The sequence below is a fragment of the Flavobacterium sp. UBA5153 genome, assembly GCA_002413745.1.
GTDB lineage: Bacteria > Bacteroidota > Bacteroidia > Flavobacteriales > Flavobacteriaceae > Flavobacterium.
In genome coordinates this window covers 143,014-156,600 of sequence record DHXP01000031.1, presented here as the reverse complement: position 1 = coordinate 156,600, position 13,587 = coordinate 143,014, and the positions used below count along the sequence as shown (strand labels likewise).

The following is a 13,587-nucleotide window of genomic DNA, read 5'->3' as shown; positions in this document are numbered from 1 at the left end:
TTAATTATTTGTCTTTTTCTAAAAGAAGGTGGTTTTAATTCAAATGAACATCAACATTTACATTCATCCCAGGACGAAGTAATTTTATTTTTTTGGCATCGTTTGACGCATTCAAACTTATTTTTACGGGTAAACGTTGGATGGTTTTCACGAAGTTTCCGGTAGCGTTATCTGGAGGCAGTAAAGAAAATACAGATCCCGTTGCAGGCGAAAAGGACGCAATTTCACCTTCAAATTTATAATCAGGATAGGCATCCACTTTTATGGTTACTTTTTGCCCAATGACCATCTTGTCCAATTGCGTTTCCTTGAAATTGGCAATTACCCATGCAGTTGCATTATTGATAATATAAAACAACGATTGTCCCGGTTGAACCAATTGTCCCGGTTGGATGTCAATTTTCGAAACCTGTCCGTCAATGGCAGCCGTTACAACGGTATAGGATAAATTTAGTTTTGCTGCATCAAGTTGGGCTTTTGCTCTTTTGATATTGGCGGCGGCAACCTCGGTTTGTTTACTTGAAACTTTCGATTTGGCTATAATGGCCGATTTTTGATAAGAACTTGCTTTTTCTTGTTGTTGTAATATTCGAACTTGATTTTCAGCTTCTTGTTTTGCTGCCAAGGCTTGCTCAAATTGCTGTTTGGTGATGGAATGATTTTTGTATAAATTATCATATCGAATGTAATCGCTCGTAACTCGTCCCAATCTAATTTTTGCTGACTCAATATTTCCACCTGCCGAACGCATATTGGCATCAGAAACTGAAATACTGGCCATAGCACTTCCAATATCAGCTTTAGCAACTTCAAAATTACCTTCGGCTGCCACCATTGCGGCATTTGCCTCCTCTATTTTTAATTGAAAATCTCGTGTGTCGATGGTGAATAAGGTATCTCCTTTCTTGACAAAGGCATTGTCTTTCACATACACTTTGTTGACATAACCAGAAACTTTAGGAATAATTGGATTCATGTTTTTCTCGATTTGCGCATCATCTGTGCTTTCATGAGACAAGGAATGAATGTATTTGAAACTACCATAAGTAATGCCTATAGCCACCAAAACCACAAAGATGATTATGAATTTTGTATTTGTTTTTTTCTTTTCCATGGGAATGATTATATTAGTTTTTTGTCCCGATAGCTATCGGGAGATTGAAAGATTGCGATAATTGTCCTGTTGCCGAAAGCAGCTCGTAATATTTTTGGATAATATTGGCTTTTGCCAATGTGGTATTGATCTTGGAATTTAGCTGATCAACATCGGCTTCGAGTAAATCATTGGTGTCCGAAAGTCCATTGTCATATTTGTCTTTTACAATCCGGTAATTTTCCGACGCCTGTTCGAATGCCTGAAGGTAAACCTGGCTTTGTTTTAGCGACAAATCATAGTTTTCAATGGCCTGCTCAACCTGAATTTTGATATTGTCGGTTAGGATTTCTTGTGAATTTTGTACTTCAAGGGATTTGCTTTCAGCCAGTTTTACCAGGGCACCATTTTTTAGAATGTCACTCAAATCATAGGAAACTCCAACTCCATAATTCATTGCGTTTTGAACCGTAACCAAATTTTTCAAATCTAATGAAGTGTAACCACCAACGAGTGTAATCTTAGGATAATAGGCACTTCGTGCCATTTTTATGCTTGCCTTGCTTGCCTTTTCCTCAAATCGCATCGCTTCTAAATCCTTGCGATTTTCAAGTGCTGGTTTTTCATCCGTCGGAATATTATCCATTTTAAAATTGAAAAAATCACTTTCTCTAACTTCTAATTTTGTTTCGGCAGGTAGTTTTAAAAGTGTAACCAGATAATAGTTTACAATGTTCAAATTGTTGTTCGTCTCGTCAATGGAAAGTTGTATTCTCGAAACTTGCAATTGTGATTTCAGTAAATCATTTCTTGGAATAATTCCGTTTTTTTCCATTTCGCTAAAATCGAACACGCGTTGTTCCGCCCGTTTTTGATTTTCTTTCAGGATTTCGAGCGTTTTCTGGGACTTATACAAACTGGCATAATATTCTATGACTTTCATCGCAATTTCTTCCTTCGTTTGCGAAGCTGTCGCTGCTTCGGCCTGATACAGATTTTCGGAAACTTGGATGCTGTTTTGTATTTTGAAACCTTCAAAAACGGGAAGGCTGGCATTGATTTGCCCAATCATCAAGCGATCTACGATAGGTGGAGCCTGTGAACTATTGCCTTGATTTATTTTTAGGTTTATCGTGGCTTTCGTCAATCTTTGGTATTGTCCCGCTATTTTTAAATCGGGATATTGACTATTTTTTGCCGCTTGTAATTCGTATTTTTTGGTATTTACTTTGGTGTTTCCCAAGATAACATCATTGCTTTTGCTCCAGGCCATGTTAACGGCTTCGTCGAGGGTTAAGCTGGTTTTTTCTTGTGCATCTATTGATGAAAATCCAATAAAGTAAATCCCCAAGAGTAATAATTGACTAATTTTCATATATCAAAAGGGCTTTTATGGTTTGTTGAATGTGCTTTGTCAAATCGTTTTGTATATAATTGTTGTATTGAGTTTCGGTTTTCAAGTTTAATATTTCTTCAAAGAAGGGTTTATTCATCTGAAAATGAAAGAAAGTCCCAAGAATTGTTGGGGTTATAAGCGGAATAATGACATCTTTTCTAAAAACGCCTTTGGCTTGCCCTTCTTGAATAATAAGTTCCAATGATTTTAAGTTTACCTTTTTCAATTCTGAAAAAGATTGAAGATCCAATACCCTTTTTTTTGAGGATAATTCAAAATGCAGAATGCGGTAAATTCCCCTGTTACAATTAATTCTATTGATGTAAAGCTCGATTAGTTTATCGATTTTATCAACAGGCTCAAGGTTTTCTTCCAATAAATTTTCCAATTGCACTTTCAGGCCGGCGGTTTTGAATAATATCAAGGATTCCAGCAAACGCTCTTTCGAACCAAAATAATACGAAACCATGGCGATGTTGATTTTCGCCACTTTCGAAATATCCCGAATCGAAGTTCCGTCAAAACCTTTCTCGGCAAATAGTGTTTGGGCTACTTCGAGAATTTCAATTTGTTTGTCGTTGAATTCGGTTTTCAATGCATTTGGTTTTAAAAATATCAAAATTAAACAACCGTTTAAATTAAACAACTGTTTAATTTTTCTTTAACTTTTCTTTAACATCTGGTTTGACTGTCAAAAAAATCCCCTCAAACCTTTCGATAAACGAATGTTGAGGGGATTTTGTTATTTTGGAAAAGTCACTTTAAGGAAGTACACTCAACTTTTGACTGACATAATAAATCATTAGTTATTGAAAAATAAGTTAGGTTTTAAACCCACTACCCTGAAGCAGAAAACTTTACGGAACTGATTCGAAATTGTGAATATCTATTTTAAGAATGATGTTTTTTTTCTCCTCTAAAATCTATCTTTGGCATTCTTAAAAAAAAGTTATGAGCGCAATGTGGTACGAATGCAAAGTAAAATACAGAAAAACAGATGATACTGGAAATCAAAAAATCACAACCGAACCTTATTTGGTAGATGCACTATCCTATACCGAAGCGGAATCCAGAATTAATGAAGAAATGGCTGCCTATATTAGTGAAGAGTTTAAAATCACGAATATTAAAGTGGCGAATTATGCCGAGATACATCCTTTCGAAAATGCCGATCGTTGGTTTAAATCTAGAGTTTCTTTATTGGCTTATGACGAAGAAAGCGGTAAAGAACGCAAGACCAATATGTATTTATTAGTGCAAGCCAACGATGTCAAAGAAGCTTTTGACAACACGGTTCAAGTGATGAATGGCACCATGGGCGATTATACTATTCCTGCCATTTCGGAATCTCCGATTATGGATGTATTTCCTTATTTTTCTGGTGAAGAAGGAGAATTAGAACAATTAGAAAAGTTTAATACGCTAAAAGCTTCCAAGCCTGAAAATAATGCTGTTGAAATGGAGGATGCAATGGAATTTGATGCTGCTGTTGTAGCGGAGAGTTATTAGCTATAAGTAAAATTCAATAGTGATAAAATTTAAAAGAGGCTTTTTCAGGCCTCTTTTTTGTATATAATTGGGTGGTGAATTTTAAAGGTTGCGAATTCGCATTTAGGTTGGATTGATAGTTGGAATAGGCACTACAACTATTTCCGTGTTGTCAAATCCGAGATATCGGGATTTTTTTGATAGCGAATGGACTAAATAGTTCTCTATCTTATATTCCCAACAAATTTTCCAATGCTAGAAACACCATTCTCTGTCAAATGCTGTATAAAGGCGCTGCCAATAATCGCGCCTTTGGCAAATTGCGTGGCTTGATTGAAAGTTTCTTGATTGCTGATTCCGAAACCGATGATTTGGGGATTTTTCAAATTCATGTCGGCAATGCGTTTGAAATAACTTTCTTGTGTGCTTCCAAAACCAGACTGGGAACCGGTAACACTCGCCGAGCTCACCATATAAATAAATCCGTTGGAAACACTGTCAATAAAGCGAATGCGCTCGTCAGAAGTTTGTGGCGTAATCAAGAACACATTGATTAACCCGTATTTTTCAAAAGTGGCTTTGTATTCATCGGCATAAACATCAACGGGAAGATCGGGGATGATTAATCCATCGATGCCAATTTCTGCGCATTTCTTGCAGAAATTTTCCACGCCGTATTGCAATATCGGGTTGAAATACCCCATAATTATCAATGGAATGGAAACCGTTTTCCGAATGTCCTTTAGTTGGTCAAACAAAATCTGGGTTGTCATTCCGTTATGCAAGGCTTGGGTCGAACTCGCTTGAATTGTTGGACCATCGGCTAATGGATCACTAAACGGCAAGCCGATTTCTATCATATCGACACCGCTTTTTTCTAAATCCTGAATGATTTGTACCGTATCGTTCAAACTTGGATATCCCGCCGAAAAATAGATGGAAAGTATCTTTTTGTTTTCTTGTAATTTTTGGTTTATTCTGTTCATATTATTTTCTTTTTTAACCTACGCAGGTTTCAAAAACCTGCGTAGGTTTGGTTTTGCAATTAAGACCTACAAGGTTTTAGAAACCTTGCAGGTCGTTTGATGTTATTGTTATTTGCTCCACAATCCCGAAATTTCGGGATTGTGGAGCGGGTATAATTAATTCAATAGCCTATGTTACAGCACTGTATGCCCAGGCTTTTTGGTTCGATTGCAAGTGCACTTCAACGCGTTTGTAATGCAATCCCTCGTATAGATCCGCTTGATAAAGTTCTTTGGTTGTAATTTCGTAAACTATTCCGTTGATGGTATCTTCCGGATTACCCGTTTCCACAAGGATATCGTACTGTACTATTCCAAATTCTTCTTCGATTTGGATTTCCTGTAACGCATATCCAATTAATGTTTCAGATGTTCCTTGCAGAATACGTCCAAAAAGATTTTCTTGAATATCTTCATGTTGCAAAGTACCGTAGGTGAATAATTTTATCATGGTTTTAATTTTTGTTAGACCCCAATTATAATTTAAAATAATCTATATACGTATTCAAATCTTTGTCGCCGCGTCCCGAAAGATTGATGACCACAATATCTTCGGGTTTGAACTTCATTTCGTCCAAAACGGCAAAGGCATGCGCACTTTCGATGGCTGGAATGATGCCTTCCATTTTCGAAAGTTGTAATCCCCATTGCATGGCTTGATCATCGGTAATCGAGATGAATTTAGCTCTTCCTGTTGCAAATAAATTGGCGTGCATTGGGCCAACGCCCGGATAATCCAATCCGGCAGAAATAGAATACGGCTCGGTGATTTGTCCATCGGGAGTCTGCATCAATAGCGTTTTACTGCCATGAATAATTCCGATTTTTCCCAAAACGGAAGTTGCGGCACTTTCGCCGGAATCTACTCCCAAACCTGCGGCTTCCACGGCAATAAGTGTCACTTTTTCGTCGTCAAGAAAATGATAGTATGCACCGGCAGCATTGCTTCCGCCTCCCACACAGGCAATCACGTAATCCGGATTTTCACGGCCTTCTTTTTCCAATAATTGGGCTTTTATTTCCTGTGAAATTACGCTTTGAAAACGGGAAACCATATCAGGATAGGGATGCGGTCCCACGGCAGATCCGATGATATAATACGTATCCACGGGATTGTTGATCCAATCGCGAATGGCTTCGTTTGTGGCATCTTTCAGCGTTCTTGATCCTGAAAGTGCCGGACGAACTTCGGCGCCCAGCATTTTCATACGAGCCACATTTGGCGCTTGACGTTTGATGTCGATTTCGCCCATATAAACGATGCATTGCAGTCCCATTAAGGCACATACCGTTGCGGTAGCAACGCCGTGTTGTCCTGCACCGGTTTCGGCAATAATTCTGGTTTTACCCAAACGTTTAGCGAGTAGGATTTGCCCAATAGTATTATTGATTTTATGGGCGCCGGTGTGACACAAATCTTCTCTTTTCAGATAGATTTTAGTGTTGTATTTTTCGGATAACCGTTTGGCAAAATAAAGCGGAGTAGGGCGACCTACATAATCTTTTAACAGCGCATTAAATTCGGCTTGGAACTCGGGTTCCGCCGTAATTTTTAGGTATTGTTGGCGTAATTCCTCTACATTTGGATATAGCATTTCGGGGATGTAGGCTCCGCCAAATTCTCCGTAATAGCCTTTTTCGTTGACGTTGTATGACATATTTTTATTTTTTATTTCGTAGGGACGTTGCAATGCAACGTCTCTACATAATTGTACATTTTTTAATCCGGGTTCTATTTCAAATTTACTGTTTATATCAATGGCGTGTATGGGTAAATTGGTTTTCAAAATTTCATTTAGGGCGCTGATTTCGTCTAATCCGATGCCGCCACTTAGAAAAAATGGTTTTGTCGACGGATAATTTTTTAGCACCTTCCAATCGAAAGTGATTCCGTTTCCGCCGGGTAATTTTCCTTTGGTATCAAAAAGATAATAATCACAAACGTCTTCAAAAGGTTTCAAAATAGCGAAGTCAAAATCCTCATTAACCGAGAAGGCTTTTATGATTTTAATTTTTGTTCCAATTTTATTCTTCAAATCTAAACAAAATTCTACAGATTCCTGACCGTGTAATTGAATCGCTTGCAAATTGTATTTTTCTATTTTTTCTAAAATTTCAGAAGACGAAGCATTTACAAAAACGCCTACTTTTTGAATTGATTTTGGTAAATCAGGCATGATTCCATCAAAATATCGAGCCGATTTCTCCCAAAATATAAAGCCCATATAATCGGGTAGGAGTGAACCCACTTCTGTAATATTTTTGGGATATTTCATTCCGCAGATTTTGAGTTTCATTTTTTTTGTTTTTTTGCCACAGATTTCACGGATTTTCACAGATTGAATTTGTGTTAATTTGTGAAATTTGTGTTTAAATTATTTATAAATTCTGTTGCTGCTTCACCCGCATTTTTCGTTTTCATAAAGTTTTCACCTATCAGAAATCCTTTGTATCCATAAGGTTTTAGTTCGTTGATGGCTTCAATAGACGAAATGCCGCTTTCGGAAACTTTCACGAATTCATCCGGTATTTGCGACGCCAATTGCTTGCTGAAATCCAAACTAACTTCGAATGTTTTTAGGTTTCGGTTGTTCACGCCAATCATATCCAAGGTTGGCATTATCGATTTATCTAATTCCTCTAAATTATGAACTTCCAATAAGACTTCCAAACCTAAACTTTTAGCAAATTCCGATAAGGATTTGATTTCATCTCTTGTCAAAACCGCCGCGATTAGCAAAATTAAATCGGCTCCGTACGCCTTTGCTTCCAAGATTTGATATTCGTCAACTATGAATTCTTTTCGCAACAGCGGAAGGTGCACCGAAGCTCTTGCCAAAAGTAAATCGTCCAAAGAACCACCGAAGTATTTGCCGTCCGTCAAAACCGAAATTCCGCAAGCACCGGCATTTTCATAGCCTTTGACAACTTCTTCAACGGTGAAACTATAATTTATTTCTGCTCTTGAAGGAGAACGACGTTTGTGCTCGGCAATGATTCCCGAATTGCTGTTTCTTAAGTTTTTACTTAAAGAAATAGTTTCTCTTTCGAACAACGCCGAAGCTTCCAATTGCGAAACGGGAATGATTGATTTTTTGAGAATCACTTCTCTTTTTTTGTCAACTATAATTTTATCGAGTATGTTCATTAATTTTTGTTTAAAGTTTTCTTTGTTTAAAGTTTAAAGTTGTGCAATATTCTTAAAATTGTTTAAAGGTAAATAATACATTCCAACAACTTTAAACCTTAAACTTTAAACCATTTTATTTACTCAATTCTTTCAAAGTATTCAATGCCGCGAGACCTTTTTCTGAAAGTAAACTTTCTTTTGCCAATTCAAAGCCCTCCAATGGCGTGCATTTTGTAACCGTTGCAATGGCCATTGCGGCATTGGCACAAACCACATTGTTTTGGGCTTCGGTTCCTTTTCCGGAAATGATATTGGTAAATAGTTGTGCCGATTCTTCGATGGTTTTACCGCCTTCGATTTCGCTTTGCGCCAAAAGGCGAACTCCAAAATCCTCAGGGGTTAACATTCCCTCTATTGTATTCGAAATAGTTTTGGTCGGACAAGTCAAGGAGATTTCGTCATAACCATCCAATGAATGCAGAATGGTGAAATTTATGTCGGTATTTTGGTATAAATAGGCGTAGATTCTGGCCAGTTCCAAATTAAAAACACCCACCAATTGGTTTTTTGGAAACGACGGATTTACCATTGGCCCCAACATATTGAAAAATGTTTTTACACCCAATTCTTTTCGGATGGGCCCTACGTTTTTCATGGCAGGGTGAAACAATGGTGCGTGCAAAATACAAATCCCGGCTTTGTCGATACATTTTTCCAGAAAATCATTGTCATTACTAAATTTGATGCCTAATTTTTCCATCACATTACTGGAACCCGAAATGGAAGAAACGCCATAATTACCGTGTTTCGCCACTTTTATTCCTGCACCAGCTGTGACAAATGATGCCAAAGTGGAAATGTTGAAAGTGTCCTTGCCATCACCACCGGTTCCACACAAATCGACGGTGTTATAGGCTGATAAATCTACCCGAATGCATAAATCTAACAAGGCTTCTCGAAAACCGGAAAGCTCTTCGATGCTGATGCTTCGCATCATATATACGGTAAGAAATGCCGCAATTTGACTCGGATTATAACTTCCGTTGGAGATATTGACCAATACGTTTTTTGCTTCCTCCTTCGAAAGCATTTCGTGATTGATAAGTCTGTTTAATATGGTTTTCATATAATGGGACGCGGATTTTAACTGATTATTGCAGATTTTTTTCTGCGATTTGCATTAATTATTTTTATCTAAAATCTGTAAACTGCGAATGAACACAGCCAACTAGGATTTAACCCAATTTTCTAAAATCTTTTTCCCGTTTGGTGTCAACACGCTTTCGGGATGAAATTGTACGCCACGCACATCGAAAGTTTTGTGTCGCAAGGACATTACTTGTCCATTTTCGTCGAAGGACGTAGCCTCGAGAACATCAGGCAAATTAGCGTCGACAACCCAAGAGTGGTAGCGTCCCACCTCAAACTCATTTCCTAAACCTTCAAATAAAAGCTCATCATCAACCGATGTTTTCACCATTGTGGCCACGCCGTGATACACTTTGTCCAAATTCGAAAGCGTTCCTCCAAAAACTTCTCCGATTGCCTGTTGTCCAAGACACACGCCAAGAATGCTTTTGGTCGGGGCATATTTGGCAATTACGGCTTTCAATAACCCAGCTTCATCCGGAATTCCAGGGCCAGGAGAAAGCAATATTTTATCGAAGATTGCAATTTCGTCAATATCAAATTCATCGTTTCTGTAAACGGTTACTTCGCAATCTAAATCTTCAAGATAATGCACCAAATTGTAGGTGAAACTATCGTAATTGTCTATGACTAGTATTTTTTTCATTTTTTTATTGAAAAATTGAAAGATTTAAAGATTGAAAAATTCTAGTGTTTCAGCAATCTTTAAATTCTTAAATTATTAAATCTTTAAATTGTTTTAAATTATTTTAAATTGTTTCTGCCAAATCCAAAGCCGCATTCAGCGCTCTCAATTTATTATACACTTCCTGCATTTCGCTTTCTTCATCAGAACTCGCCACGATTCCGGCTCCGGCTTGGTAATGCAACTGATGATTTTTGCTGAGGAAAGTTCGAATCATGATGGCGTGATTAAAATTCCCTTCGAAATCCATAAAACCGATGGCTCCACCATAAAAATTCCGATTGGTTTTTTCATATTCTTCAATGAGTTGCATCGCTCTGTGTTTTGGGGCACCGCTCAAAGTTCCTGCCGGAAAAGTGTCGGCAACGACTTGCATTGTTGTGGCTTTTTCGTGCAAATGTCCTGTCACTTTTGAAACCAAATGAATTACGTGGGAGAAAAATTGCACTTCTCTATATTTTTCCACTTTTACATCGTGACCATTTCGGCTTAAATCGTTTCTGGCCAAATCGACCAACATTACGTGTTCGCTATTTTCTTTTTTATCTATGGATAATTCTTTGGCAAGAATGGCATCTTGCTCGTCATCTCCCGTTCTTTTGAAAGTTCCGGCGATAGGATGAATTTCGGCTTTACGGTTTTTGACAATAATTTGGGCTTCGGGAGAGGAACCAAATATTTTGAAATCGCCATAATCAAAAAAGAACAAATAAGGCGAAGGATTGATGCTTCTCAACGCTCTATAAACATTAAATTCGTCTCCTTTGAAATCTTGGGTAAATCGTCGGGACAAAACCAATTGAAACACATCGCCTCTAAAACAATGTTTTTTGGCCAAAGCCACATTATGCTTGAATTCTTCGTCTGTCAAATTCGAAAAACCTTCTCCTTCTTTCGAAAATTTATAGGAAGCAATATTTCTGGATTGTAATAATTGCTCGATTTCCGAAATATTATTTTTCCCGTCTAAACTGTGACAGAAAATATAAGCTTCGTTTTTAAAATGATTGATGGCTATGATGTTTTGGTAAACAGCATAATAGATATCTGGAATAGAAATACTGTTGTCTTTTTTGGCGATAGTTACTTTTTCGAAATAACGAACGGCATCATAGGATATGTAACCAAACAATCCATTGGTTATGAATTTGAAATCGTTTTTCTCGGATTTGAATTGTCCCGAAAATTCCTGAATTACTTGCGGGATATTGGTATTCGCATCAATGGCAATTTTCTCAAAACTTCCGTCGGGATAGGTTTTGAGGATGGTTTCGTTTTCAATTTTTATGGAAGCAATCGGATTGCAGCAGATATAGGAAAAACTGTTGTCATTGCCGTGATAATCGCTACTTTCCAGCAGCAAGCTGTTGGGAAATTGATCCCGAATTTTAAAATACACACTCACGGGAGTTATCGTATCGGCAAGGATTTGTTTGTAATTTGTATTTAGTGTAAATGTTTTCATTTCATTTTTGTTTTTTGATAAAGACAACTCGCGACTTGTCAGTACTGATGAGCATAAAAAAAGGCCTGTCGTGATGACAAGCCTTTTATATTTATAGTTTTAATACTACAGGAGCTTTGTTCACGACGTTTGACGTAAATTGTTCCACCACCAAGTATTGTTTGTAATTGTTTTCATACGAATCTAATATTTTTCTTTAAAGGAATATGGAATTCGCATATTTTCATCAGTGTTAGCGATGAATTTTCTTTATGCTCATTTCATGATTTCTTGCCACAAATATATAAATGAAATTTGATTATCCAAACAGAATAAACAAAAAATACTATTTTTTATGATTTTGTTATGTTTTTATGTGCTGAAATGCAATTAAAAAAACAAATCCCAACAATTTCTCGTTGGGATTTTGTAGAAGATTGTATTTGAAATTAGAATTTTAAAGCTACAGTTAACTCAAAATCATCATAGATTGCCTTGTCTCCCAGGTTTTCAAAGAAATTGGTTGACCTGAATTTGATGTCATATTTTGTTCTGTCAATTTTTAAATTGGCAGTAGCAGAATTTTCGGTGACAGCTATGTCAAAAGTAACTGGATTTGTAATTCCTTTTATGGTCAAATCAGCGGTTACAGTATAATTATCTTTGCTTTTTGCGGCAATAGTTTTGAAAACAAGTGTTGAGGTTGGGAATTTTTCAGCAGCAAAAAAGTCGTCAGATTTTAAGTGACCTTCCAGTTTTCCTTTGTAATCTCCGGTTAAATCAAGATCATTTATGCTTGTCATATCAACGGAGAAAGTTCCGCCAACTAATTTTTTCCCTTTGAAAACTAAAGCGCCATCCTTCAGATTTATGGTTCCATTATGTTGTCCGGTCACTTTTTTTGCTAACCAGTTGATTGAACTTTTTGAAGTGTCAACTTTCTTGGTTTGGGCTGTTACTGATAAAGTAGATAAAACTATTACTAATGCTAATGCAATTGATTTTAAGTTTTTCATTGTGTTAAATTTGTTTGTGAATTAATAATTAAAGTGTGATAAATAATTCTTCATTAGACTTTCTGACTTTTTTGTGATGTTGCGTTGCGTCTTCTGCATGTCTGTAGCCCAATGTTGCCATTAAAGATGCGTTAAGCCCCAATTTGTCTAATCCTAATATTTCATTTACTTGTGCCGGAACAAAACCTTCCATTGGAGTGACATCTATTTTCAATTCGGCTGCGGCATTTAATAAATTTCCTAGAGCCAAATAGGTTTGTTTAGATGTCCAGATGTTTTTGGCATCTTCAGAAAGAGAGGTAATATTAGATTTCATGAAGTCACCATAACCCGCCAAAGATTCACTTGGAATGCTTCTGGTTTCACTAACATTTTTCAGGTAGGAATCGATTTCTCTATCTCCAATATTAGTTTGGTTTGCAAAAACGATTAAATGGGAAGCATCAACAATTTGAGATTGTCCCCAGCATGCAGGTTGTAATTTTGCTCTCAATTCAGGATTTTCCACAATAATTACTTTGTAAGGTTGTAAACCAAAAGAAGAAGAACTTAATCTAATTGCCTCTTTTAGAGTATTTAAATCTTCGGTTGAAATTTTTTTGGCAGCATCAAATTTCTTTGTTGCATATCTCCAGTTTTGATTGTTTAAAAAATGACTCATAGTTTGTGATTTATGTTTATTGATTTCTGTATTTTTCTAATAATTGATTTAATTGTTCCAATTCTTCCGGATTCAAATTTTTTGAAAAAAATTGTTCGTGTTCTATTACTTTGGGATCCAATTCGGTTAAAACGTCTAACCCTTTTGGAGTGATTAAGACTTCTATTTTCCTTCTATTTTCAGGGCAAACGTTTCGTGTCACCAATTTTTTTAATAATAATTTATCGACTAATCGAGTGGTATTGCTTGTTTTGGCCAACATGCGTTCCTGTATAACGAACATATTTGCCGGATTTCCTTTTTGACCTCTTAATATTCTCAATACATTATATTGCTCTCCCGACAATTCATAGGGCTTCAATATTTCATTAAATCTATCAGTGATCACGTTTTGCGTATACAAGACATTCAAGATAATTTTTTTGGAATTATCTAATGGGATTGTGCTTTTTATTTCTTCTTCAATCTTCATATTTGTATATATGTAATTTGTAGATACA

At 36.7% G+C, this 13,587-nt stretch carries 14 protein-coding genes and 1 pseudogene; 1 reads left to right on the top strand and 14 read right to left on the bottom strand.

All coding sequences use genetic code 11. The features are described from left to right. Nucleotides 1-34: 34 nt before the first annotated feature. From B2145_RS06925 to B2145_RS06915, 3 genes are read right to left on the bottom strand one after another with little or no spacing between them, the layout of a single operon-like run. The gene (locus tag B2145_RS06925; protein ID WP_291100101.1) at nucleotides 35-1,114 is read right to left on the bottom strand and encodes an HlyD family secretion protein; all 1,080 of its coding nucleotides are present in this window, start codon (nucleotides 1,112-1,114) and stop codon (nucleotides 35-37) included. Between the two features lie 13 nt (nucleotides 1,115-1,127). Beyond that, nucleotides 1,128-2,468: a TolC family protein gene (locus B2145_RS06920; RefSeq protein ID WP_291100098.1), complete on the bottom strand. Its 1,341-nt coding sequence runs from the start codon at nucleotides 2,466-2,468 to the stop codon at nucleotides 1,128-1,130. Next, a complete protein-coding gene (locus tag B2145_RS06915) occupies nucleotides 2,458-3,084 on the bottom strand; it encodes a TetR family transcriptional regulator (RefSeq protein WP_291100096.1) in 627 nt (208 codons plus the stop codon). The genes B2145_RS06920 and B2145_RS06915 overlap by 11 nt, the downstream gene beginning before the upstream one ends. Before the next feature lie 356 nt (nucleotides 3,085-3,440). On the opposite strand from B2145_RS06915, the gene B2145_RS06910 reads away from it, so the two are divergent. Then, entirely contained in the window at nucleotides 3,441-3,998 is a 558-nt protein-coding gene (locus tag B2145_RS06910; RefSeq protein WP_291100093.1) for a DUF4494 domain-containing protein, read from the top strand. 203 nt (nucleotides 3,999-4,201) lie between these two features. Here the strand turns inward: B2145_RS06910 and trpA are convergent, their stop codons facing one another. The 11 genes and pseudogenes from trpA to B2145_RS06860 all read right to left on the bottom strand — a co-directional run bounded on the left by trpA (nucleotide 4,202) and on the right by B2145_RS06860 (nucleotide 13,559). Then, the gene (trpA, locus tag B2145_RS06905) at nucleotides 4,202-4,963 is read right to left on the bottom strand and encodes a tryptophan synthase subunit alpha (RefSeq protein WP_291100090.1); all 762 of its coding nucleotides are present in this window, start codon (nucleotides 4,961-4,963) and stop codon (nucleotides 4,202-4,204) included. Nucleotides 4,964-5,132: 169 nt separating this feature from the next. Next, nucleotides 5,133-5,453, bottom strand: coding sequence for a gamma-glutamylcyclotransferase family protein (locus B2145_RS06900; protein WP_291100087.1), 321 nt, complete (start codon nucleotides 5,451-5,453; stop codon nucleotides 5,133-5,135). A gap of 25 nt (nucleotides 5,454-5,478) precedes the next feature. Beyond that, nucleotides 5,479-6,660 (bottom strand): tryptophan synthase subunit beta, encoded by a 1,182-nt coding sequence (gene trpB / locus B2145_RS17610; protein ID WP_349677746.1) that lies wholly within the window; start codon nucleotides 6,658-6,660, stop codon nucleotides 5,479-5,481. Nucleotides 6,661-6,711: 51 nt separating this feature from the next. Beyond that, nucleotides 6,712-7,278: pseudogene (locus tag B2145_RS17605) on the bottom strand (phosphoribosylanthranilate isomerase); the annotation flags it as partial. A 74-nt stretch (nucleotides 7,279-7,352) separates the two neighbouring features. Then, complete coding sequence (gene trpC / locus B2145_RS06890) at nucleotides 7,353-8,150, bottom strand: indole-3-glycerol phosphate synthase TrpC (RefSeq protein WP_291100081.1); 798 nt, start codon at nucleotides 8,148-8,150, stop codon at nucleotides 7,353-7,355. A 115-nt stretch (nucleotides 8,151-8,265) separates the two neighbouring features. After that, nucleotides 8,266-9,258: an anthranilate phosphoribosyltransferase gene (gene trpD, locus B2145_RS06885; protein WP_291100078.1), complete on the bottom strand. Its 993-nt coding sequence runs from the start codon at nucleotides 9,256-9,258 to the stop codon at nucleotides 8,266-8,268. A gap of 102 nt (nucleotides 9,259-9,360) precedes the next feature. Beyond that, nucleotides 9,361-9,927: an anthranilate synthase component II gene (locus tag B2145_RS06880; RefSeq protein ID WP_291100075.1), complete on the bottom strand. Its 567-nt coding sequence runs from the start codon at nucleotides 9,925-9,927 to the stop codon at nucleotides 9,361-9,363. Nucleotides 9,928-10,030: 103 nt separating this feature from the next. After that, on the bottom strand, nucleotides 10,031-11,431 hold the full coding sequence (locus B2145_RS06875; protein ID WP_291100072.1) for an anthranilate synthase component I family protein: 1,401 nt from the start codon (nucleotides 11,429-11,431) through the stop codon (nucleotides 10,031-10,033). Between the two features lie 428 nt (nucleotides 11,432-11,859). After that, nucleotides 11,860-12,426: a YceI family protein gene (locus B2145_RS06870; RefSeq protein ID WP_291100070.1), complete on the bottom strand. Its 567-nt coding sequence runs from the start codon at nucleotides 12,424-12,426 to the stop codon at nucleotides 11,860-11,862. A 28-nt stretch (nucleotides 12,427-12,454) separates the two neighbouring features. After that, a complete protein-coding gene (locus B2145_RS06865; RefSeq protein ID WP_291100068.1) occupies nucleotides 12,455-13,087 on the bottom strand; it encodes an NAD(P)H-dependent oxidoreductase in 633 nt (210 codons plus the stop codon). Between the two features lie 16 nt (nucleotides 13,088-13,103). Beyond that, nucleotides 13,104-13,559: a MarR family winged helix-turn-helix transcriptional regulator gene (locus B2145_RS06860; protein ID WP_291100065.1), complete on the bottom strand. Its 456-nt coding sequence runs from the start codon at nucleotides 13,557-13,559 to the stop codon at nucleotides 13,104-13,106. Nucleotides 13,560-13,587 lie beyond the last annotated feature (28 nt).

Excerpts from the sequence above, each read along its gene's own strand:
- B2145_RS06875 (WP_291100072.1), bottom strand. The coding sequence starts at position 11,431 with ATGAAAACATTTACACTAAATACAAATTACAAACAAATCCTTGCCGAT.
- trpA (WP_291100090.1), bottom strand. The coding sequence starts at position 4,963 with ATGAACAGAATAAACCAAAAATTACAAGAAAACAAAAAGATACTTTCC.
- B2145_RS06920 (WP_291100098.1), bottom strand. The coding sequence starts at position 2,468 with ATGAAAATTAGTCAATTATTACTCTTGGGGATTTACTTTATTGGATTT.
- trpC (WP_291100081.1), bottom strand. The coding sequence starts at position 8,150 with ATGAACATACTCGATAAAATTATAGTTGACAAAAAAAGAGAAGTGATT.
- B2145_RS06880 (WP_291100075.1), bottom strand. The coding sequence starts at position 9,927 with ATGAAAAAAATACTAGTCATAGACAATTACGATAGTTTCACCTACAAT.
- B2145_RS06900 (WP_291100087.1), bottom strand. The coding sequence starts at position 5,453 with ATGATAAAATTATTCACCTACGGTACTTTGCAACATGAAGATATTCAA.
- B2145_RS06870 (WP_291100070.1), bottom strand. The coding sequence starts at position 12,426 with ATGAAAAACTTAAAATCAATTGCATTAGCATTAGTAATAGTTTTATCT.
- B2145_RS06910 (WP_291100093.1), top strand. The coding sequence starts at position 3,441 with ATGAGCGCAATGTGGTACGAATGCAAAGTAAAATACAGAAAAACAGAT.
- trpD (WP_291100078.1), bottom strand. The coding sequence starts at position 9,258 with ATGAAAACCATATTAAACAGACTTATCAATCACGAAATGCTTTCGAAG.
- B2145_RS06860 (WP_291100065.1), bottom strand. The coding sequence starts at position 13,559 with ATGAAGATTGAAGAAGAAATAAAAAGCACAATCCCATTAGATAATTCC.
- B2145_RS06925 (WP_291100101.1), bottom strand. The coding sequence starts at position 1,114 with ATGGAAAAGAAAAAAACAAATACAAAATTCATAATCATCTTTGTGGTT.
- trpB (WP_349677746.1), bottom strand. The coding sequence starts at position 6,660 with ATGTCATACAACGTCAACGAAAAAGGCTATTACGGAGAATTTGGCGGA.
- B2145_RS06865 (WP_291100068.1), bottom strand. The coding sequence starts at position 13,087 with ATGAGTCATTTTTTAAACAATCAAAACTGGAGATATGCAACAAAGAAA.